General features: G+C 50.6%; 21 protein-coding genes. 11 read left to right on the forward strand and 10 right to left on the reverse strand.

The window, feature by feature from the left end:
* Positions 1-24: 24 nt before the first annotated feature.
* From kdsA to hemA, 6 genes are read right to left on the reverse strand one after another with little or no spacing between them, the layout of a single operon-like run.
* Positions 25-879, reverse strand: coding sequence for a 3-deoxy-8-phosphooctulonate synthase (kdsA, locus tag A7Z29_RS14335; protein ID WP_000811058.1), 855 nt, complete (start codon positions 877-879; stop codon positions 25-27).
* Between the two features lie 35 nt (positions 880-914).
* Positions 915-1,724, reverse strand: coding sequence for an invasion regulator SirB1 (sirB1, locus tag A7Z29_RS14340; RefSeq protein WP_001257033.1), 810 nt, complete (start codon positions 1,722-1,724; stop codon positions 915-917).
* A gap of 3 nt (positions 1,725-1,727) precedes the next feature.
* Complete coding sequence (gene sirB2 / locus A7Z29_RS14345; RefSeq protein ID WP_000200410.1) at positions 1,728-2,120, reverse strand: invasion regulator SirB2; 393 nt, start codon at positions 2,118-2,120, stop codon at positions 1,728-1,730.
* Positions 2,117-2,950 carry a peptide chain release factor N(5)-glutamine methyltransferase gene (gene prmC, locus A7Z29_RS14350; RefSeq protein WP_000456438.1) on the reverse strand — a complete coding sequence of 278 codons (834 nt, stop codon included), beginning with the start codon at positions 2,948-2,950 and terminating at the stop codon, positions 2,117-2,119. The genes sirB2 and prmC overlap by 4 nt, the downstream gene beginning before the upstream one ends.
* The gene (gene prfA / locus A7Z29_RS14355) at positions 2,950-4,032 is read right to left on the reverse strand and encodes a peptide chain release factor 1 (RefSeq protein ID WP_000804726.1); all 1,083 of its coding nucleotides are present in this window, start codon (positions 4,030-4,032) and stop codon (positions 2,950-2,952) included. Before prfA ends, prmC begins: the two co-directional genes overlap by 1 nt.
* A gap of 40 nt (positions 4,033-4,072) precedes the next feature.
* Positions 4,073-5,329 carry a glutamyl-tRNA reductase gene (gene hemA, locus A7Z29_RS14360; RefSeq protein ID WP_010346781.1) on the reverse strand — a complete coding sequence of 419 codons (1,257 nt, stop codon included), beginning with the start codon at positions 5,327-5,329 and terminating at the stop codon, positions 4,073-4,075.
* Between the two features lie 213 nt (positions 5,330-5,542).
* On the opposite strand from hemA, the gene lolB reads away from it, so the two are divergent.
* The 4 genes from lolB to dauA all read left to right on the forward strand — a co-directional run bounded on the left by lolB (position 5,543) and on the right by dauA (position 9,919).
* Positions 5,543-6,166: a lipoprotein insertase outer membrane protein LolB gene (gene lolB / locus A7Z29_RS14365; RefSeq protein ID WP_001130680.1), complete on the forward strand. Its 624-nt coding sequence runs from the start codon at positions 5,543-5,545 to the stop codon at positions 6,164-6,166.
* A complete protein-coding gene (ispE, locus tag A7Z29_RS14370) occupies positions 6,166-7,017 on the forward strand; it encodes a 4-(cytidine 5'-diphospho)-2-C-methyl-D-erythritol kinase (RefSeq protein WP_105290396.1) in 852 nt (283 codons plus the stop codon). The genes lolB and ispE overlap by 1 nt, the downstream gene beginning before the upstream one ends.
* Positions 7,018-7,167: 150 nt before the next feature.
* Positions 7,168-8,115, forward strand: a complete 948-nt coding sequence (gene prs / locus A7Z29_RS14380; protein WP_001298109.1) for a ribose-phosphate diphosphokinase — start codon at positions 7,168-7,170, stop codon at positions 8,113-8,115.
* A gap of 124 nt (positions 8,116-8,239) precedes the next feature.
* Positions 8,240-9,919, forward strand: a complete 1,680-nt coding sequence (dauA, locus tag A7Z29_RS14390; RefSeq protein WP_105290397.1) for a C4-dicarboxylic acid transporter DauA — start codon at positions 8,240-8,242, stop codon at positions 9,917-9,919.
* A gap of 59 nt (positions 9,920-9,978) precedes the next feature.
* On the opposite strand, the gene ychH is transcribed toward dauA, so the two are convergent.
* Positions 9,979-10,257 carry a stress-induced protein YchH gene (ychH, locus tag A7Z29_RS14395; protein ID WP_000823884.1) on the reverse strand — a complete coding sequence of 93 codons (279 nt, stop codon included), beginning with the start codon at positions 10,255-10,257 and terminating at the stop codon, positions 9,979-9,981.
* A 276-nt stretch (positions 10,258-10,533) separates the two neighbouring features.
* Here ychH and pth point away from each other — a divergent pair, with 276 nt between their 5' ends.
* Together pth and ychF are read left to right on the forward strand one after the other, a co-directional pair.
* The gene (gene pth, locus A7Z29_RS14400) at positions 10,534-11,118 is read left to right on the forward strand and encodes an aminoacyl-tRNA hydrolase (protein WP_000152933.1); all 585 of its coding nucleotides are present in this window, start codon (positions 10,534-10,536) and stop codon (positions 11,116-11,118) included.
* A gap of 116 nt (positions 11,119-11,234) precedes the next feature.
* Complete coding sequence (gene ychF / locus A7Z29_RS14405; RefSeq protein WP_000505860.1) at positions 11,235-12,326, forward strand: redox-regulated ATPase YchF; 1,092 nt, start codon at positions 11,235-11,237, stop codon at positions 12,324-12,326.
* 91 nt (positions 12,327-12,417) lie between these two features.
* On the opposite strand, the gene dhaR is transcribed toward ychF, so the two are convergent.
* Entirely contained in the window at positions 12,418-14,337 is a 1,920-nt protein-coding gene (gene dhaR, locus A7Z29_RS14410; RefSeq protein WP_085460793.1) for a dihydroxyacetone kinase operon transcriptional regulator DhaR, read from the reverse strand.
* Between the two features lie 226 nt (positions 14,338-14,563).
* Here dhaR and dhaK point away from each other — a divergent pair, with 226 nt between their 5' ends.
* Genes dhaK through dhaM form a run of 3 tightly spaced genes read left to right on the forward strand, consistent with a single transcriptional unit; the run spans position 14,564 to position 17,706 of the window.
* Positions 14,564-15,634, forward strand: a complete 1,071-nt coding sequence (dhaK, locus tag A7Z29_RS14415) for a dihydroxyacetone kinase subunit DhaK (protein ID WP_024212695.1) — start codon at positions 14,564-14,566, stop codon at positions 15,632-15,634.
* A gap of 10 nt (positions 15,635-15,644) precedes the next feature.
* A complete protein-coding gene (gene dhaL / locus A7Z29_RS14420; RefSeq protein WP_105279374.1) occupies positions 15,645-16,277 on the forward strand; it encodes a dihydroxyacetone kinase subunit DhaL in 633 nt (210 codons plus the stop codon).
* Between the two features lie 10 nt (positions 16,278-16,287).
* Positions 16,288-17,706 (forward strand): dihydroxyacetone kinase phosphoryl donor subunit DhaM, encoded by a 1,419-nt coding sequence (gene dhaM, locus A7Z29_RS14425; protein ID WP_024212517.1) that lies wholly within the window; start codon positions 16,288-16,290, stop codon positions 17,704-17,706.
* Positions 17,707-17,758: 52 nt separating this feature from the next.
* Here the strand turns inward: dhaM and A7Z29_RS14430 are convergent, their stop codons facing one another.
* Positions 17,759-19,114: a glycoside-pentoside-hexuronide (GPH):cation symporter gene (locus A7Z29_RS14430; RefSeq protein ID WP_105290398.1), complete on the reverse strand. Its 1,356-nt coding sequence runs from the start codon at positions 19,112-19,114 to the stop codon at positions 17,759-17,761.
* Positions 19,115-19,444: 330 nt separating this feature from the next.
* Between A7Z29_RS14430 and A7Z29_RS14435 the strand changes: the two genes are divergently transcribed.
* Positions 19,445-21,136, forward strand: a complete 1,692-nt coding sequence (locus A7Z29_RS14435) for an alpha,alpha-trehalase (RefSeq protein ID WP_105290399.1) — start codon at positions 19,445-19,447, stop codon at positions 21,134-21,136.
* A gap of 139 nt (positions 21,137-21,275) precedes the next feature.
* On the opposite strand, the gene A7Z29_RS14440 is transcribed toward A7Z29_RS14435, so the two are convergent.
* Positions 21,276-21,530: a GlsB/YeaQ/YmgE family stress response membrane protein gene (locus A7Z29_RS14440; protein WP_000511315.1), complete on the reverse strand. Its 255-nt coding sequence runs from the start codon at positions 21,528-21,530 to the stop codon at positions 21,276-21,278.
* Positions 21,531-21,730: 200 nt separating this feature from the next.
* Here A7Z29_RS14440 and ycgR point away from each other — a divergent pair, with 200 nt between their 5' ends.
* Positions 21,731-22,465 (forward strand): flagellar brake protein YcgR, encoded by a 735-nt coding sequence (gene ycgR / locus A7Z29_RS14445; protein WP_000020172.1) that lies wholly within the window; start codon positions 21,731-21,733, stop codon positions 22,463-22,465.
* The last annotated feature ends 1 nt before the right edge of the window (position 22,466 follow it).

A 22,466-nucleotide genomic window follows, 5' to 3' on the forward strand; every position in this document is an offset into this window, starting at 1 on the left:
ACTTTATTTTTCAAGCAAAAAAGATTACTTGCTGGTATCCAGTTCTTCGAAACCTTTCACCAGATCATCAATCGCTTTCATCTGCTTGAGGAACGGTTCCAGTTTAGCCAGCGGCAGCGCGGATGGGCCATCACATTTCGCATGTTCCGGATCCGGATGAGCTTCAATAAACAGCCCCGCCAGACCTACCGCCATACCGGCTCGTGCCAGCTCAGCCACCTGAGCACGACGACCGCCGGAAGCTGCGCCAAACGGATCGCGGCATTGCAGTGCGTGGGTCACGTCGAAAATCACCGGCGAGTTACCAGACACTTTCTTCATAATGCTGAAACCCAGCATATCGACAACCAGGTTGTCATAGCCAAAGTTAGCGCCGCGATCGCAAAGAATCACTTTATCGTTGCCGCCTTCTTTGAATTTATCAACGATGTTACCCATCTGACCCGGGCTGACAAACTGCGGTTTTTTGACGTTAATTACCGCACCGGTTTTCGCCATGGCTTCCACCAGGTCAGTCTGACGAGCGAGAAATGCCGGTAACTGGATCACATCCACAACATCAGCAACTGGCTGTGCCTGGCTTGGTTCGTGAACGTCGGTGATAATTTTCACGCCAAAAGTTTGCTTCAATTCCTGGAAGATTTTCATCCCTTCTTCCAGGCCCGGTCCACGATAAGAGTGGATAGAGGAGCGGTTGGCTTTGTCAAAAGAGGCTTTGAACACGTAAGGGATACCCAGTTTCTGGGTCACGGTTACGTAGTGTTCGCAAATGCGCATCGCCAGATCGCGAGATTCCAGCACGTTCATACCGCCAAACAGCACGAACGGCAGGTCATTTGCTACGTTGATGTCGCCAATGCTAACCACTTTTTGTTTCATAGGATCGCCTTAATCTTAAGTAAAATGTCGATTAATTAATGCAGCACAATATGTTTATGCGCGATGTTATTAATTTGCGCACGAATCATTTCGCTGATCGGGTCTTCCGGACACTGTTCAACGAAATAACTTAAATCATTTAACGCAACGTGTTCGCAATCCAGTTGCGCGTAAATCAACCCACGATCGCGAATTTCATACGGATCTTCAGGGTTGAACTGTAATAAGGCCTCGCTGGTGCGTAATGCCAGTTCCATCTGATTTTCTTCCATCAGCGACGCTTTCAGCGTATCCAATAGTTTGCGGATAACCTCAATGTTATCGGCTTCATCCAGGTCTTCATAAAACAGTTCCGCCGACGGGCTGATATTTCCCTTTAACCATACATCCAGCATATGTTCGCTTAACGATTCACCGTTAAAAGGGTTAATCAACCAAATTTCGCCATCCGGACATTCAATGCGCAATATAAGCTGCGTCGGGAAAATCACCGGCATCAGCGGCAAATCGAGACGATTAGCGACCCACACCAAAACGGCGCCTAATGATACCGCACTGCCCTGCCGATTTTTTAACACCTGATCCAACCATAGTGCATCGGAAAGACGATAAACACCGCGTGAGGCTTTAAATCCCCATTCGCCGTAAAACAGCGCGATCAATTTTTCCAGCTGCTCTTCTAAAGGCAGAAGCTGGCTAATTTCTTCCTTCGCCAGATTAACGAGACGCTCCAGTTCGTCGTATACATCTTGCGAGGGAAAATCGCGGCGGATTGCTTCGCAAGCCAGGATCATGCCTTCGCACAGCGGCGCTTTATTAAATTCGAAATCAGCTAACGATCTCATGACTTACCCCAGTAACGGTACTTTTGTGGTGGCGAGTTTAATGATGATGTACAGCACCACCAGCGCCAGCGGGAAGGCAATAATGCGCACCTGCTGACTGTGCACCCGACGATAATCGAGAGCAATAAAACCCAAAACGATATAAATGATAACTCCAAACAGCTTTTCAGTCAGCCATTGTGCCTGCCCGGAAAATGGCAGGATGTGCGCTTTAGCCATTAGCGCCACGCCGCTTAACAATAACACCGTGTCAATAACCGGCGGCGCAATGCGCGTCCAGCGAGCAAATGCCTGAGGATGCTCCTGATAACGTAGCCAGAAACGTAAGGTTAATAGCCCAACAGAAAGCGCAACGCTAATGAGATGAACGCTAAGCAGCGTAGTAAAACTAGTCATCGATAATAGCGACCAAGCGTCACGCGCTCGTTATCACCGTAGTCCCGGCAGGTTTCGACATCACGATAACCCGCCTGAATAAATGCCTGTCGAACCACTTCCCCTTGCTGCCAGCCATGTTCCAGAAGCAGAAATCCGCCAGATATTAGCATGTTACGTGACTTTTGGATGATGTGCACGATATCCGCCATACCGCTGTCTGCCGCCACCAATGCCGACAGCGGCTCAAAGCGGACATCGCCTTGTTGAAGATGGGGATCCTGCTCGTCGATATATGGCGGATTGCTGACAATCATCGCAAACTGCTGCTCGCCAAGCGCACTAAACCAGTCGCTTTGCAGGATATGGATATTTTTAATCGCCAGATGCTGCGCATTACGCTTCGCAAGGGCAACGGCATCCGGCATTCGGTCAACGGCGGTTACCTCGCAATCTGGACGCTCGCTGGCCAGCGCCAGCGCAATCGCCCCGGTGCCCGTACCGAGATCGAGAATACGGCAAGACTGTTCAGGTAACCGAGCCAGTGCCTGCTCCACCAGACATTCCGTGTCAGGACGGGGAATTAAGGTCGCTGGCGAAACAAATAACGGCAACGACCAAAATTCACGCACACCGGTTAAATGAGCAATAGGTTCACCTGCACGACGACGCGCAAGCAGTACGTCGAGTTGCTCACACTGCGCGTCAGTCAGCTGCGTTTCGCCAAAGGCGAGAATAAAAGTACGCCCCTTGCCGGTAACATGCTCCAGCAGGATTTCAGCATCGCGCCGTGGGCTTTCGCTCGCCTGAAGTTGGGTTATTGCGTCACGTAACCAGTGTTGATATTCCATTATTCTTGCTCGGACAACGCCGCCAGTTGGTCAGCCTGATGTTCCTGGATAATCGGTTCAATTAGCATATCCAGCTTACCTTCCATCACTTCATCCAGACGGTAGAGCGTCAGGTTGATACGGTGGTCAGTGACGCGCCCCTGCGGGAAGTTGTAGGTACGATTACGATCGCTGCGATCGCCACTGCCCAGCAGGTTACGACGGGTAGACGCCTCCGCCTGCTGGCGTTTTGCCATTTCTGCTGCGTGGATGCGAGCACCAAGTACAGAAAGTGCTTTAGCTTTGTTTTTATGTTGTGAACGTTCGTCCTGACATTCAACAACAATACCGGTTGGTAAGTGAGTAATACGGATTGCCGAATCGGTGGTGTTAACGTGCTGCCCCCCTGCCCCTGAAGAGCGGAAAGTATCAATGCGCAAATCTGCCGGGTTGATGTCCGGCAGTTCTGCGTCAGGCAGCTCTGGCATTACCGCAACGGTACAAGCAGAAGTATGAATACGACCTTGCGATTCCGTAGCAGGAACACGCTGCACGCGATGACCGCCAGATTCGAATTTCAGGCGACCATACACACCATCGCCACTGATTTTGGCGATGATCTCTTTATAGCCACCATGCTCGCCCTCGCTGGCGCTCATGATTTCCACGCGCCAGCGACGGGCTTCTGCGTAACGGCTATACATACGGAACAGATCGCCTGCAAATAATGCGGCTTCATCACCACCAGTTCCGGCACGCACTTCGAGAAAGGCGTTGCGTTCGTCATCAGGATCTTTTGGCAGCAAGAGAACCTGAAGTTGTTGTTCCAGTTGTTCGCTTTTTTCTTTAGCTTCACGCAGTTCATCCTGCGCCATCTCACGCATTTCAGGATCGTCGAGCATCATCTGTGCGGTTTCGATATCTTCCTGAACCTGTTGCCAGTCGGTGAAACAGCGCGAAACATCACTTAACTGCGCATATTCACGAGATAATGCGCGAAAACGTTCCTGGTCAGCGATGGTTTGCGCATCACCCAGCAGCGCCTGAACTTCTTCATGGCGTTCATGCAGGGCTTCCAGTTTGGCAACGATAGAAGGCTTCATAGGCGTAAATGCACCCTGTAAAAAAGAAAATGATGTACTGCTACTCCAGCCCGAGGCTGTCGCGCAGAATATTCAGGCGTTCGTTATCCCCGTCACGGGCAGCCTGTTGAAGTGATTTCGTTGGCGCATGGATCAGGCGGTTAGTCAGTTTCCATGCCAGATCCTGCATAATGGCTTGCGCGTCGCCGCCCTGTTCAAGGGCTGCTAACGCTTTGGCGGTTAACTCATCGCGAACCTGCTCTGCCTGACTGCGATAATCGCGAATAGTTTCGCTGGCGCTTTGTGCGCGCAGCCACGCCATAAATTCGCTGGTTTCCTGAGCGACGATAGTTTCCGCTTCAACTGCGGCGGCTTTACGCTGCGCCAGGTTATGCGAAATGATGCTTTGCAGATCGTCAACGCTATAAAGGTAGGCATTCGCCAGTTTTCCGACTTCCGGTTCGACATCGCGCGGAACGGCAATATCCACCAACAGCATCGGTTGGTTGCGACGGCTTTTTAATGCGCGCTCCACCATACCTTTACCGATAATCGGTAACGGGCTTGCAGTGGAACTAATGATGATATCGGCTTCGCGCAGACGTTCGTCGATATCGCTCAATGCAATCACTTCTGCGCCGACTTCATCTGCCAGGATTTGGGCTCGTTCGCGAGTACGATTGGCGATAATCATCTTCTGCACTTTGTGTTCGCGCAGATGACGCGCCACCAGTTCGATGGTTTCGCCCGCACCAACCAGCAATACCGTCACCGTAGAAAGCGATTCAAAGATCTGCCGCGCCAGCGTACAAGCCGCAAAAGCGACAGACACAGCACTGGCGCCAATATCCGTTTCAGTGCGAACGCGCTTCGCTACAGAGAAAGATTTCTGGAACATGCGTTCCAGTTCGCTGGCCTTCATATGGCCTTTTTGCGAATCGGCAAACGCTTTTTTAACCTGACCGAGGATCTGCGGCTCCCCCAGAACCAGTGAATCCAGGCCACTGGCAACACGCATTAAATGGCTAACCGCGTCGTTATCCTGATGCCAGTAGAGGCTATTACGCAGATCTTCTTCGTTGAGATTGTGGTAATCGCACAACCAGCGAATGAGCGCCTCTTGCAGGTTATCCTGCTCTTCAACGCTAAGATAAAGTTCTGTGCGGTTACACGTCGACAGCACCACGCCGCCCTGCACCATCGGCTGCGCGAGCAGGCTGTCAAGCGCCTGATCGAGCTTGTCCGGCGAAAACGATACACGTTCTCGTAGCGATACAGGTGCCGTTTTATGGTTAATACCGAGTGCTAAAAGGGTCATGTCTGCGGGAAATAATACCAACGTTGATATGGTTAGTCTGCTCGCATCATACAGGATGCGTGAGATCAATAAAAGAGAGCGCCCCCTTTTGGAGTAATTGCCAAAAGCCGTTAGATTCTGGCAATTAAGACAACTTGAACATAGACGATAGCGGACGGTAACGCTAGCATTAAGGGTTATAACTGCAACGTATCTCAAGGACTTGTCATTATCATGCCCCTGCCCGATTTTCGCTTTATCCGCCTGCTACCGCTGGCTGCCCTCGTGCTCACTGCCTGTTCCGTTACCACACCAAAAGGCCCCGGCAAAAGCCCGGACTCCCCGCAGTGGCGTCAGCATCAGCAAGAGGTTCGTAACCTCAACCAGTATCAGACACGCGGTGCATTTGCGTATATTTCTGACCAGCAGAAAGTGTATGCCCGCTTCTTCTGGCAGCAAACTGGCCAGGATCGCTACCGTCTGCTGCTGACCAACCCATTGGGAAGCACCGAACTGGAGCTGAATGCTCAGCCGGGTAACGTGCAGCTGGTAGATAACAAAGGTCAGCGTTACACCGCCGATGACGCCGAAGAGATGATTGGCAAATTGACAGGAATGCCGATTCCGCTCAACAGTTTGCGCCAGTGGATTTTAGGTTTGCCTGGTGATGCAACCGACTACAAACTGGACGACCAGTACCGCCTGAGCGAAATCACCTACAGCCAGAACGGCAAAAACTGGAAAGTCGTATACGGTGGTTATGACACCAAAACGCAACCTGCGATGCCAGCCAATATGGAACTCACCGACGGTGGTCAGCGCATCAAGTTAAAAATGGATAACTGGATAGTGAAATAATGCGGACACAGTGGCCCTCTCCGGCAAAACTTAATCTGTTCTTATACATTACCGGTCAGCGAGCGGACGGTTACCACACGCTGCAAACGCTGTTTCAGTTTCTTGATTACGGCGACACCATCAGCATTGAACTTCGTGACGATGGGGATATTCGTCTGTTAACGCCCGTTGAAGGCGTGGAGCACGAAGATAACCTGATCGTTCGCGCAGCACGGTTGTTGATGAAAACAGCGGCAGACAGCGGGCGTCTTCCGGCGGGGAGCGGTGCAAATATCAGCATTGGCAAGCGTTTGCCGATGGGCGGCGGCCTGGGCGGTGGTTCATCGAATGCCGCGACTGTGCTGGTGGCGTTAAATCATCTCTGGCAATGCGGGCTAAGTATTGATGAACTGGCGGAACTGGGTCTGACGTTGGGCGCAGATGTTCCTGTCTTTGTACGCGGTCATGCCGCGTTTGCTGAAGGGGTTGGCGAAATATTAACGCCAGTGAATCCACCGGAGAAATGGTATCTGGTGGCACACCCTGGTGTAAGTATTCCGACACCGGTGATTTTTAAAGATCCTGAACTCCCGCGCAACACGCCGAACAGGTCAATTGATACGTTGCTAAAATGTGAATTCGGTAATGATTGCGAGGTTATCGCAAGAAAACGTTTTCGCGAGGTTGATGCGGTGCTTTCCTGGCTGTTAGAATACGCCCCGTCGCGCCTGACTGGGACAGGAGCCTGTGTCTTTGCTGAATTTGATACAGAGTCTGAAGCCCGCCAGGTGCTAGAGCAAGCCCCGGAATGGCTCAATGGCTTTGTGGCGAAAGGTGTTAATCTTTCCCCATTGCACAGAGCCATGCTTTAAGCCGGGCAAGCTGAGTTTCGGTGACAACGTCACCTTGTTCCAGACGTTGCATCGCGCTCTTTAATACACCGCCTGGAAAGAATATTGCCTGGCCCGCACAGTTTTCGGCAGATTCTTTCCACCAATGGACGCATGCCTGAGGTTCTTCTCGTGCCTGATATGAAGCTTTTTGCTGGTAACGCCACCCCGGAACTAGCACAACGTATTGCCAACCGCCTGTACACTTCACTCGGCGACGCCGCTGTAGGTCGCTTTAGCGACGGCGAAGTCAGTGTACAAATCAATGAAAATGTACGCGGTGGTGATATTTTCATCATCCAGTCCACTTGTGCCCCTACTAACGACAACCTGATGGAATTAGTCGTGATGGTTGATGCCCTGCGTCGTGCTTCCGCAGGTCGTATCACCGCTGTTATCCCCTACTTTGGCTATGCGCGCCAGGACCGTCGCGTCCGTTCCGCTCGTGTGCCAATCACTGCGAAAGTGGTTGCAGATTTCCTCTCCAGCGTCGGTGTTGACCGTGTGCTGACAGTGGATCTGCACGCTGAACAGATTCAGGGTTTCTTCGACGTTCCGGTTGATAACGTATTTGGTAGCCCGATCCTGCTGGAAGACATGCTGCAGCTGAATCTGGATAACCCAATTGTGGTTTCTCCGGACATCGGCGGCGTTGTGCGTGCCCGCGCTATCGCTAAGCTGCTGAACGATACCGATATGGCAATCATCGATAAACGTCGTCCGCGTGCGAACGTTTCCCAGGTGATGCATATCATCGGTGACGTTGCAGGTCGTGACTGCGTACTGGTCGATGATATGATCGACACTGGCGGTACGCTGTGTAAAGCTGCTGAAGCTCTGAAAGAACGTGGTGCTAAACGTGTATTTGCATACGCGACTCACCCGATCTTCTCTGGCAACGCGGCGAACAACCTGCGTAACTCTGTAATTGATGAAGTCGTTGTCTGCGATACCATTCCGCTGAGCGATGAAATCAAATCACTGCCGAACGTGCGTACTCTGACTCTGTCAGGTATGCTGGCCGAAGCGATTCGTCGTATCAGCAACGAAGAATCGATCTCTGCTATGTTCGAACATTAATCGAACCCGGCTCAAAGACCCGCTGCGGCGGGTTTTTTTGTCTGTAATATCCATTTGTATGACCTATGCCTCCTTCACCTGCCATTTAGTTGACAGATGATGCGCTCACGGATGAAACATTATTGTGAACAAAATATTCTCCTCACATGTGATGCCTTTCCGCGCTCTGATCGACGCTTGCTGGAAAGAAAAATACACTGCCGCACGGTTTACCCGTGACCTGATTGCCGGGATTACCGTCGGGATTATTGCTATTCCGCTGGCGATGGCGTTGGCAATTGGTAGTGGCGTGGCTCCACAGTACGGTTTATATACCGCTGCTGTTGCAGGGATTGTCATTGCTCTGACGGGGGGGTCGCGTTTTAGCGTTTCCGGTCCAACTGCGGCATTTGTGGTAATTCTCTATCCCGTTTCGCAACAGTTTGGACTGGCAGGCCTGCTGGTTGCGACGTTGTTGTCGGGGATCTTTTTGATCCTGATGGGGCTGGCGCGCTTCGGGCGCTTGATTGAGTATATCCCGGTTTCCGTTACCTTAGGCTTCACTTCGGGTATCGGGATCACCATCGGTACGATGCAGATTAAAGATTTTCTCGGTCTGCAAATGGCATATGTCCCGGAACATTATCTGCAAAAAGTCGGCGCATTATTTATGGCGCTGCCCACCATTAATGTGGGTGATGCTGCCATTGGCATTGTGACGCTTGGCATTCTGGTTTTCTGGCCGCGTCTGGGCATTCGTTTACCAGGTCATCTTCCGGCCTTGCTGGCTGGTTGTGCGGTGATGGGCATTGTTAACCTGCTCGGTGGACACGTTGCTACCATCGGCTCGCAATTCCACTACGTTCTGGCCGATGGTTCCCAGGGTAATGGTATTCCGCAACTGCTGCCGCAACTGGTACTGCCGTGGGATCTCCCCGATTCAGAATTCACACTAACCTGGGATTCTATTCGCACACTGCTGCCTGCGGCATTCTCAATGGCAATGCTCGGCGCAATCGAATCTCTGCTCTGCGCGGTGGTACTGGATGGCATGACCGGGACGAAACACAAGGCGAACAGCGAACTGGTCGGTCAGGGGCTGGGGAATATCATCGCTCCGTTCTTTGGTGGTATTACCGCTACAGCTGCCATCGCGCGTTCTGCCGCTAACGTCCGTGCCGGTGCAACTTCCCCTATCTCGGCGGTGATCCACTCTATTCTGGTTATTCTCGCTCTGCTGGTACTGGCACCGCTGCTCTCCTGGCTGCCGCTTTCCGCCATGGCTGCCCTGCTATTGATGGTGGCGTGGAACATGAGTGAAGCGCACAAAGTGGTCGACTTGCTGCGCCATGCGCCGAAAGATGACATCATCGTCATGCTGCTTTGCATGTCGCTGACCGTGCTGTTTGATATGGTTATTGCCATCAGTGTGGGTATCGTACTGGCATCGCTGCTGTTTATGCGCCGTATCGCCCGTATGACTCGTCTGGCACCCGTGGCGGTAGATGTTCCTGAGGATGTACTGGTTCTGCGCGTTATTGGTCCGCTGTTTTTTGCTGCGGCTGAAGGCTTATTCACCGATCTTGAATCACGTCTGGAAGGCAAACGAATTGTTATTCTGAAGTGGGATGCAGTTCCGGTTCTTGATGCCGGTGGCCTTGATGCGTTCCAGCGTTTTGTGAAGCGCCTGCCTGAAGGATGTGAACTGCGGGTGTGTAATGTGGAGTTCCAGCCACTGCGCACCATGGCTCGTTCTGGTATTCAACCGATCCCTGGACGCCTGGCATTCTTCCCGAATCGCAGCGCAGCAATGGCTGATCTGTAAGAAAGGCATTAAATTGACCAGTCAGCACAAACTGACTGGTCAGCAAACTGCATTATGCGTTAACTATGACGACGATTATCGTTACGGCGGCAACGTTTGTCATAATGACGAACCCACCAGTAACGGTCGCACACCTGTTCATGCCCGCCAACACGGGCACCCGCCAGCCAGAGAATGGCACCGACGAAAATACTCAGCACTGCACCATGTGCGAAATACTGGGGCATATTAAACTGTGGTAACTGGTTGAGGATTGAATACCCCACGCCGACCACCATGACCACCAGACCCAACCCCATGAGCACGTTACCGAGTAACGAAGCGTTTTTGCGTTTCATGTGTCACCTCCGGAACTTTCTGGGTTGTAACAGGGAATACCCCTCTTCCTTATGTGTAAAGTATAGACAACACCCTGTAGGTTATGTGCGGGCGTGATCACAATTACAACCCTTATTTCAACAAAACTTTACAAATAAACGCCTGAACATCCTGACTTTCTAATAGTTCGCAGAGGCAATTATTATGTTGTCTGCGTATAAGGTGCTGTTTTTTGTCAAGCGAGGCCACAACCAGTAAACTACGCGCCAGTTATGCACTCACTCAGGACAAAAAACGTGACGATTAAATTGATTGTCGGCCTGGCGAACCCCGGCGCTGAATACGCCGCAACGCGACACAATGCTGGCGCCTGGTTCGTTGACTTACTGGCGGAGCGTTTGCGCGCTCCCTTGCGCGAAGAAGCTAAATTCTTTGGTTATACCTCGCGAGTTACCCTTGGAGGCGAAGATGTCCGCCTGTTAGTCCCGACCACATTTATGAATCTCAGCGGCAAAGCCGTCGCGGCGATGGCCAGTTTTTTCCGCATTAATCCGGACGAAATTCTGGTCGCCCACGACGAGCTGGATCTGCCCCCTGGCGTCGCCAAATTTAAGTTGGGCGGCGGTCATGGTGGTCACAATGGACTGAAAGACATCATCAGTAAATTGGGTAATAACCCTAACTTTCACCGTTTACGCATTGGAATCGGTCATCCGGGCGATAAAAACAAAGTTGTCGGGTTTGTGTTAGGCAAACCTCCTGTTAGTGAACAGAAGTTAATTGATGAAGCCATCGACGAAGCGGCACGTTGTACTGAAATGTGGTTTACAGATGGCTTGACCAAAGCAACGAACCGATTGCACGCCTTTAAAGCGCAATAAGTCGTTGTCTGCGGCATTTTTGCCGCGTGCCGTGTATAATAGGCAGAGTTATTTCCATTTCTACAATCTGTTTACGATAACAGGTTGATTATTAAGATATTAAGGTGATTTAAATCATGGGATTCAAATGCGGTATCGTCGGTTTGCCCAACGTCGGGAAATCTACCCTGTTCAACGCGCTGACCAAAGCCGGTATTGAAGCGGCCAACTTTCCATTCTGCACCATCGAGCCGAACACAGGCGTTGTGCCAATGCCCGATCCGCGTCTGGATCAACTGGCTGAAATCGTAAAACCGCAGCGTACGCTTCCCACGACCATGGAGTTTGTCGATATCGCTGGCCTGGTAAAAGGCGCGTCGAAAGGCGAAGGTCTGGGTAACCAGTTCCTGACCAACATCCGTGAAACCGAAGCGATCGGTCACGTTGTTCGCTGCTTTGAAAATGACAACATCATTCACGTTTCCGGCAAAGTTAACCCGGCAGACGATATTGACGTTATCAATACCGAGCTTGCTCTGGCGGATCTCGACACCTGTGAACGTGCAATTCACCGGGTACAGAAAAAAGCCAAAGGTGGCGATAAAGACGCGAAAGCCGAGCTGGCGGTACTGGAAAAATGCCTGCCACAACTTGAAAACGCAGGTATGCTGCGCGCGCTGGATTTAAGCGCAGAAGAAAAAGCTGCTATTCGTTACCTGAGCTTCCTGACGCTGAAACCGACAATGTACATCGCCAACGTCAACGAAGACGGTTTTGAAAACAACCCGTATCTGGACCAGGTGCGTGAAATCGCGGCGAAAGAAGGTTCTGTTGTCGTTCCGGTTTGTGCTGCTGTTGAAGCAGACATTGCCGAACTGGACGACGAAGAACGTGACGAGTTTATGCAGGAACTGGGACTGGAAGAGCCGGGTCTGAACCGTGTGATCCGTGCCGGTTATAAACTGCTGAACCTGCAAACTTACTTCACCGCCGGGGTGAAAGAAGTGCGTGCATGGACCATTCCGGTTGGTGCAACCGCGCCGCAGGCTGCTGGCAAAATCCACACCGATTTTGAAAAAGGCTTTATCCGTGCACAAACCATCGCGTTTGAAGATTTCATCACTTACAAAGGTGAACAAGGCGCGAAAGAAGCAGGCAAAATGCGTGCAGAAGGTAAAGATTACATCGTTAAAGATGGCGATGTGATGAACTTCCTGTTTAACGTTTAATACGTTACTACCAGTACTGAAGTCTCCGTACTGGCGCAAAAAATCAGCCATTATGTGTGGATGCACATAATGGCTTTTTTGTTTTTGTCGATCATCCCCGACGCTTAAACTGACCTGCATCAATGCCATATTGTTTCATTTTTCGCCAAAGCGTGGTGCGACCAATTCCAAGTAACGCCGACATTTCCAGAATACGCCCACCTGTCACCTGGGCGGCGTTAATAATCGCTTCTTTTTCGACTTCCGCAAATGACAGACTGGTGGAAAGACGCGTGGCGCTGATATCTTCTGTCGCCTGTTCGGTAAACAGATGCTCAGGCAAATCACTGACGTGAATGCGTCCGTTGTCGCTGCTCAGGGCAAGGTTCTCAATGACGCTATACAGTTCAAAATCATTACCGGGCCATGCGCAGGAGACCAAACGAGCAAGCGCATCGTCATCAATCTTCAGGCGAGTTGAGAAGCGTTTTTCGAGATTACGCAATTTGTTATTCACCAGCGCCGGAATACTGCCGCGCCGCATACGCAGAGGCGGGATGGTAATTTCAAATGCATGGAGCGCGTAATAAAGCTGGCGACTAAAGCGATTTTGTTCCACCAGCATTGCCAGATCTGCGGTCGTCGTGGCAATCACTTTGACATCAATCGGGATTAAACGCCGCGCATCCAACCGCGTGATAACGCCCTGCTTGATGACCTGAAGCAATGCTGACTGTAACTCCACCGCCAGATACTCAATCTTTTCGAGAAACAGCGTGCCGCCGTGTGCCAGTTCCAGACGACTCAGACGACCATTTTTATTCTCCGTGCGATCGCCGCCAATAAACTCCTCCACCAGCGTCGCATCACCATATAACTCGCAATTGACGGCGATATAGGGACCTGCAGCGCGTTCGCTTTCATTATGAATCGCCTGACTTAACAGAGCCTTACCAACGCCTTCTTCTCCACAAAGTAACACCGGAAAACTGCTGCGCGCCGCCTGACGACCAAAATGAATCAAGCGACGGGTTTGCGGATCATCCTGTGGCATATGAGCAAAAGTATGACTAACTTTGCCTAATTGACTGGTCATCAATTGCCGCATCTGCTCCACCGGATGCAGCAGCAGAATAAAGCTGGTTCCCTGGGGTTCAATTATCGGTTTAAGGGTAATGACCGCATCAATAAACTGGTGCTGACTTTCAAAGGTCGCTTCCACATGTTTGAGCGGATGTGCCTGTTTTATTGCCTGTTGCAGCACGGCAGGTAACGTTAACAGTTCCGTGATTGCTCTTCCCTGGCTGGCCGTTGCGTCCAGACGCAAAACACGCGCCGCCTGAGCATTAATAAATTGCAGATTACCCTGCTCGTCCCAGCTAATCACGCCATCGTCCATACTTTCTAACAGAGCGTTACGTTGATTTAAATGCCGATTAGTTTCAGCCAGCAAACTGTCCGTTAGCAGTAAGTTTCCCACCTCGCGAGCAATTGCCAGCGTCAACGGTAAATCGGCTGCGGTCGATTGTTCCGCCGGACACGCCAGGGCTATCGTCCCCGTCAATCGCCCCTTGCTGTCAAACAGCGGCGTTGCACAAAATGCCCATTTCCAGAGCGCCTGTTTAAAATGTTGATCGGCTATCGTTTTCACCGCCTGACCAGAGATAGCCGCTAACGATAGCGCACAAGTACCGATGATTCCTTCGGCGCAATAAGTGCCGTCATTAAATCCCAACGCACTAAGCTGCTCCATAGTCTGCGGATCACCATAACGGCTAAGGATGCAGGCAGTTTCATCGAGAATAAGCAAAACGCACGCTCGTGGCGCCATATATTCCAGGGCATCTTCCAGCGCCGCCTGCCCGAGTGTCAGCATCGCCTTTTTACGCCGACAGATGGTAGCAAATGTCACGCCCTGGGCCTGGTGCGGTACGCTCCACGACTCCCGTTTCATCAGTTTGCGGCATCGCTCCCAGGATGCTGCAATCCAGGGGGCGTTAGCCTGGTCATCGTTGTGAAAACCGCCTCTCATATTCCGCTCACTTCTGGCAAAAGGTGTTCTGACTCGCAATTTTAAGTATCAGGGCATTATTATGTTCCATAATGGAACATTTATTAAAACATATGTTTCAGCATGAAACATAATTTGTATGAATTTTCTTTTCCCAAGTCTGATGCACAATGGATTCATCGGCAGTCAGTGGTCGCCGTGTCGTTGAACATCATCCATGCCCTACGATAATTGCTGGAGCAAGATAATGAAAAAATTGATCAATGATGTGCAAGACGTACTGAACGAACAACTGGCAGGGCTGGCGAAAGCGCATCCTTCGCTGACATTGCATCAGGATCCGCTGTACGTCACACGAGCTGATGCACCGGTTGCCGGAAAAGTCGCCCTGCTGTCAGGCGGCGGCAGCGGACACGAACCAATGCACTGCGGTTATATCGGTCAGGGGATGCTTTCGGGGGCGTGTCCGGGCGAAATTTTCACTTCACCTACCCCCGATAAAATCTTTGAATGCGCCATGCAGATTGATGGCGGCGAAGGCGTACTGCTGATCATCAAAAATTACACCGGCGATATTCTTAACTTCGAAACAGCAACCGAATTACTCCATGACAGCGGCGTAAAAGTGACCACGGTGGTCATTGATGACGACGTCGCGGTGAAAGACAGTCTTTATACCGCCGGGCGGCGCGGTGTTGCCAATACGGTGTTAATAGAAAAACTTGTGGGTGCGGCGGCAGAACGTGGCGACTCACTGGATGCCTGTGCGGAACTGGGGCGTAAGCTGAATAATCAGGGTCACTCAATTGGTATCGCTCTCGGTGCCTGTACCGTTCCAGCCGCTGGCAAACCCTCATTTACGCTGGCAGATAATGAGATGGAGTTTGGCGTCGGCATTCATGGCGAGCCGGGTATCGATCGTCGCCCCTTCTCTTCCCTTGATCAAACCGTCGATGAAATGTTCGACACGCTGCTGGAAAATGGCACATACCATCGCACACTGCGCTTCTGGAATTATCAACAAGGAAACTGGCAGGAAGAGATTCAAACCAAACAGCAGCTACAGTCTGGCGATCGGGTGATTGCGCTGGTCAACAATCTTGGCGCCACACCACTTTCTGAGCTTTACGGCGTCTATAACCGTCTGACTACGCGTTGTCAGCAAGCGGGGCTGACTATCGAACGCAATTTAATTGGTGCGTATTGCACTTCACTGGATATGACCGGTTTTTCCATCACCTTACTGAAAGTTGATGACGAAATGTTGGCGTTATGGGATGCCCCAGTCCACACCCCGGCTCTGAACTGGGGTAAATAAGGAGATAACGATGTCACTGAGCAGAACTCAAATTGTTAACTGGCTTACTCGCTGTGGAGAAATCTTCAGCAAAGAGAGCGATTATCTTACCGGGCTGGATCGTGAAATTGGCGACGCTGACCACGGGCTAAATATGAATCGAGGATTTAGCAAAGTGGTGGAAAAACTACCCGCCATTGAGGACAAGGATATTGGTTTCATCCTCAAAAATACCGGTATGACACTGCTTTCCAGCGTCGGTGGAGCCAGTGGTCCGCTATTCGGTACATTCTTTATTCGCGCCGCGCAGGCGACTCAGGCGCGCCAGAGCCTGACGCAGGAAGAGCTTTATCAGATGTTTCGCGATGGTGTGGACGGCGTAATCAGTCGGGGGAAAGCCGAACCTGGCGATAAAACCATGTGCGATGTCTGGGAACCAGTGGTTGAGTCGTTACGCCAGTCCAGCGAGCAAAATCTCTCTGTTCCGGCTGCGCTCGACGCAGCCAGCAGTGTCGCTGAATCCGCTGCACAAAGCACGATTACGATGCAAGCTCGCAAAGGCCGTGCCAGTTATCTCGGCGAACGCAGTATTGGTCACCAGGATCCTGGCGCGACCTCCGTGATGTTTATGATGCAAATGCTGGCGTTAGCCGCGAAAGAGTAAGGAATTGGTGATGGTGAACCTGGTCATAGTTTCACATAGCGCCCGGCTGGGTGAAGGTGTCGGTGAATTAGCCCGTCAGATGTTAATGAGCGATAGTTGTAAAATCGCCATTGCCGCTGGGATTGATGACCCGCAAAATCCCATTGGTACTGATGCCGTCAAAGTGATGGAAGCCATCGAATCCGTTGCTGATGCCGACCATGTGCTGGTTATGATGGACATGGGGAGCGCGTTATTGAGTGCAGAAACCGCTCTGGAATTGCTGGCGCCAGAGATCGCCGCAAAAGTACGTTTGTGCGCAGCGCCATTGGTCGAAGGAACTCTGGCGGCAACAGTTAGCGCGGCATCAGGTGCCGATATCGACAAAGTTATTTATGATGCTATGTCTGCGCTGGAAGCCAAACGCGAACAACTGGGTTTACCGTCATCCGCCAGTGAGATATCTGACACATGCCCGCCGCACGATGAAGAAGCCCGTTCCCTGGCTGTGGTGATTAAAAACCGTAACGGCCTCCACGTGCGCCCGGCCTCTCGACTGGTCTATACCTTATCGGTATTTAATGCAGACATGTTACTGGAGAAAAACGGCAAATGCGTCACGCCGGAAAGTATTAACCAGATTGCGCTATTACAAGTCCGCTATAACGATACTCTGCGCCTGATTGTGAAAGGACCAGAAGCTGAAGAGGCGCTGGCCGCTTTCCGCCAGTTGGCTGAAGATAACTTTGGTGAAACAGAAGATATTACGCCGCCAACGCTGCACCAGGTTAATCCTGTTACGGGGAAAGCCTTTTATTATCAACCCGTTTTATGCGCAGTACAGGCGAAATCAGTCCTTACGGTGGAACAAGAACAGGAACGATTACGCCAGGCAATTGATTTTACGTTGTTAGACCTGATGACGTTAACGGCAAAGGCAGAAGCAAGCGGGCTTAACGATATCGCCGCGATCTTTTCCGGTCACCATACTCTGTTAGACGATCCTGAACTGCTGGCAGCAGCAAGCGAACTTCTTCTGCATGAACATTGCACCGCAGAGTATGCCTGGCAGCAGGTTCTTAAAGAACTTAGCCAGCAATATCAACAGATTGATGATGAATATCTGCAGGCGCGCTATATCGATGTGGATGATCTTCTGCATCGCACCCTGCTCCATCTGACACAGACAAAAGAAGAACTACCGCAATTTAGCGCACCAACCATTTTGCTGGCAGAGAACATTTACCCCTCCACCGTGCTGCAACTGGATCCGACGGTCGTTAAAGGCATCTGCCTTAGTGCCGGAAGTCCGGTATCCCATAGCGCCTTAATTGCCCGTGAACTGGGTATTGGCTGGGTTTGCTTACAGGGTGAAAAACTGTACGCGGTACAACCTGAAGAGACGTTAACTCTGGACGTCAAAACACAACGTTTTAGCCATGATGGCTAAACCAGTGTCCGGATGGCGTCGTTACGATGCCATCCGGGAAAGCCTTACGCTATTAGCCAGCGTACTGACCATGTTGTAAATCCTTTACTACTTTGTTCATTTTCGCTTCATTCAACAGATAAAACTTAATAGAAATTGCAGTCAGGAAGTAGAAGAATGCCGGCAGGAGGGTAAACAGTAACACTACGCCCTGTACTGAATTAGCGGATTGAGTTGTGCTACTGGTTGCATAGCCATAATAAGCCAGTACCCAACCAATCACCGCCCCACCTACTGCAACGCCCAGTTTGATGACAAAAATATTCGCAGCAACGTTCATCCCCGTAATACGACGACGCGTTTTCCATTCACCATAGTTATTCGCATCGGTAATCATCGACCACTGGAGTGCGCCATTTCCGCCCTGAATAATCTGAATTGCCAGATGAGCCAGTAATGGAATAACCCAGTATTCCACCGGCAGGAAATAACAGAGCACGCCCAACGCCGCATTAATAATATTAACCCAGAATGAAAGTTTAATTTTACAAAAGCGAGTACCAAATGGTTTCGCCAGTACAGAACCTAACATAGAAGCAAACATTCCGCCGAGCATAAACCAGGTAAGAATATCTGAACCTTTATTTAAAACGGTATTAACATAATAAACAACAGCACCGCCACGGATAACCACCGCCACCAGCATCATAAAATTATAAACAGAGAGGATGCGCCACTGATCATTCTTAAAAAGAATCTTCAAATCGCGCGCAATATTCAGATTTTCTTCCTGAATAGGTTGTACCCGCTCTTTGGTGGTCAGGAAACAGATTAAAAACATAATGCAGCCAATAACGCCAAACACCGCCATCGCAATCTGGATACCAGTAGCCCGATCGCCTGGCGAGAGGAAGTCAGCGACCGGCAGGATAAATGCTGTACCTAACGCACCGCCAATAGGTGTGATGGCAAAACGCCAGGATTGCAATGACAGGTTTTCACGTGGATCGGATGTCAACGCCGCGCCCAATGAGCAGTAAGGAATATTAATGGCCGTATACATTAATGTCATAAATATATATGCAGCAACCGCGTAGACAACCTTGCCGCTATCAGAGAAATCAGGAATGGAGTAAACCAGCACGCAACTGACCGCAAATGGTACACAGATGGCCAACAGCCACGGACGGAAACGCCCCCAACGAGATGAGGTTGCATCGGCGATTGCCCCCATAATCGGATCGGTAATTGCATCCAGTAGACGCACCAGTAAAAACATGGTTCCCATTACGGCTGGCGGCAGACCATAAATATCGGTATAGAAATAAGCGAGGATGGCAACAGAAGAATCAAAGACGATATGGCTGGCGGCATCGCCCAGGCTATAGCCTATTTTTTCTTTTATTGGCAATTTTTCCACATTAGACATGTTTTATCCTTATCTATAAATTTACTTCACGGAATACCTTTCACTGGCACAATTCTTCACGGAAGTTTTTGGTCGGTCTATTATGTTTTTTCATTAAATTCTTATGATTTTTTTCTTCTGTGATCACACAACAAAAGTCACTGCCCATTTAATAAACAACATATATTTTATGAATATATTGCAACACTATTTAGGCCGTTAATTACATCGTCCATAATGCCTGACACTTCGCAGAATGAGATTTCAATCATGCAGTTGCCGCGATCCTGAACTAAGGTTTTCTGATACTTGATTACCGTTTTGTTCGGTATCGCCAAAGGAGAATGATTGATGAAACCACGTGTCCCTCGTCACCTGCAAAGAATGGCGTTAATTCCCACCACCGTTTTATTGTGTTTTGCCACGCTATCGGCACAGGCGGAAGAAATCGCCGTCACACCACAATCACCTGATATTTTGTTGGGACCGTTGTTTGACGATGTTCAAAACGCCAAACTTTTTCCTGATCAAAAAACTTTTGCCGACGCCGTGCCCAACAGCGACCCGCTAATGATCCTCGCTGACTATCGGATGCAACAGAACCAGAGCGGGTTTGATTTGCGTCACTTCGTGAAAGTTAATTTCACCCTGCCAAAAGAAGGCGAGAAGCATGTCCCGCCGAAGGGACAGTCGCTGCGTGAACATATTGATGGACTTTGGCCGGTATTAACCCGCACAACGGAAAGCACCGAAAAATGGGACTCTCTGTTGCCATTGCCGAAACCCTATGTCGTGCCGGGAGGTCGTTTTCGGGAAGTGTATTACTGGGACAGTTACTTCACCATGCTGGGGCTTGGCGAAAGCGGTCACTGGGATAAAGTGGCGGATATGGTGGCGAATTTTGGTTATGAAATAGATACTTATGGACACATTCCCAACGGGAACCGCAGCTACTATTTAAGCCGTTCGCAGCCGCCTTTCTTTGCGTTGATGGTGGAGTTACTGGCGCAACATGAAGGCGACGCCGCGTTGAAACAGTATCTGCCACAACTACAAAAAGAATATGCTTACTGGATGGACGGCGTTGAAAATCTGCAAGCCGGGCAACAGGAAAAGCGCGTTGTAAAGCTCAAGGATGGCACGATTCTTAACCGCTACTGGGACGACCGCGATACACCGCGTCCGGAGTCATGGGTAGAGGATATTGCCACCGCGAAAAGCAATCCAAATCGCCCTGCCACTGAAATTTACCGTGACCTGCGTTCCGCCGCCGCATCTGGCTGGGATTTCAGCTCGCGCTGGATGGACAATCCTCAGCAGTTAAATACATTACGCACCACCAGCATCGTACCGGTCGATCTCAATAGCCTGATGTATAAAATGGAAAAAATCCTTGCCAGCGCCAGTAAAGCCGCCGGGGATAACGCGATGGCCAGTCAATACGAAACGCTGGCAAATTCCCGTCAGAAAGGGATCGAAAAATACTTGTGGAACGATCAACACGGCTGGTATGCCGATTACGATCTGAAGAGTAATAAAGTACGTAATCAGTTAACTGCCGCAGCCCTGTTCCCGTTGTACGTTAATGCAGCAGCGAAAGATCGCGCCAGTAAAATGGCAACGGCGACCAGAACGCATCTGCTGCAACCTGGCGGACTGAACACCACCTCGGTGAAAAGTGGGCAGCAATGGGACGCGCCAAATGGCTGGGCGCCGTTACAATGGGTCGCTACTGAAGGATTGCAAAACTACGGGCAGGAAGATGTAGCGATGGACATTAGCTGGCACTTTCTGACCAATGTTCAGCACACCTATGACCGGGAGAAAAAGCTGGTGGAGAAATATGATGTCAGCACCACCGGAACAGGCGGCGGTGGTGGCGAATATCCGTTGCAGGATGGTTTTGGTTGGACCAACGGCGTAACGCTGAAAATGTTGGATTTGATCTGCCCGAAAGAAAAACCGTGTGACAACGTTCCGGCAACGCGCCCGACCAGTGCTTCCGCAACGCAGCCAACAAAAGTCACAGAAACCACACCTTAATCTTTTCTTCTCCCGACAGCGTCATTCTGCTTATCTGGATGACGTTGCCGTTTTATCTGGTTTTCAAACACCGTGAGGTTTACACATAATTTGAAAGCGGATAGCGATGCCAGCACCGCTATCCGCCAGAAAGATTACGTTATTCTCTTCGCAGGAGGCGGAATACCCCCAGCACCAGGATAGCGCCGACCACCGCCACCAGGAAGCTATGTAAATTAAAACCACTGATGGAGCCGCCAATGCCAAACATGGTCGCCAGCCAGCCGCCGACAACCGCACCGACTATCCCGAGAATGCAGGTCAGGAAAAATCCACCACCATCACGCCCTGGCATGATCAGCTTGGCGATAATGCCGGCTATCAGGCCAAAAATAATCCAGGCAATAATTCCCATGTTCAGGCCCTCGTTTCGATGAATCGGACGCAAGAAATGCTTACGTCAACGCTCTAAGTATAGGCAAGCACAGGATCAATGGAGGGAGGCTGTCGGTTGAATTAGTCGTAAGTTGTAAAAAAAATTCACGCATTTGTATTAAGTTTTGTTAGTCCCTACCGATAAACCAAAGACAGTTTGTCGGTCAGGAGTTTTTCCGCGTGAGTCATTACCATGAGCAGTTCCTGAAACAAAATCCGTTAGCAGTCCTGGGCGTTTTACGCGATTTACATAAAGCCGCAGTGCCACTGCGTATCAGTTGGTCAGATGGTCAGCTGATCAGCAATATACTGGCGATAAGCCCTGATAAACTGGTGCTGGATTTTGGTAGTCAGCAAGAAGACAACAATGCCGTGCTTAAAGCGCGTCAAATCACTATTACCGCCGAAACGCAAGGCGCCAAAATCGAATTTACCCTTGCGCAATTACAGCAAAGTGAATATTTGCAGCTTCCGGCGTTTATCGCCACTCCCCCTCCCGCATTATGGTTTGTGCAACGACGCAGATATTTCCGCATCTCCGCCCCACTTCATCCGCCTTATTATTGTCAGACCAAACTGGCGGATAACAGTACGTTACGTTTTCGCCTGAGTGACTTATCGCTAGGTGGCATGGGGGCATTACTGGAAACGGAAAAACCTGGCGGGTTGCACGAAGGTATGCGCTTCGCACAGATTGAAGTCAACATGGGACAATGGGGCGTTTTTCACTTTGACGCCCAGTTACTGACCATCAGCGAGCGCAAAGTGATTGATAGCAGAAATGAAACGATCTCCACTCCCCGCCTGAGCTTTCGTTTTCTTAACGTCAGCCCGACGGTGGAGCGGCAATTACAGCGGATTATATTCTCACTCGAACGGGAAGCCCGGGAGAAAGCGGACAAAGTGCGCGACTGAG

It is taken from the genome of Escherichia sp. MOD1-EC6842, assembly GCF_002965705.1.
GTDB lineage: Bacteria > Pseudomonadota > Gammaproteobacteria > Enterobacterales > Enterobacteriaceae > Escherichia > Escherichia ruysiae.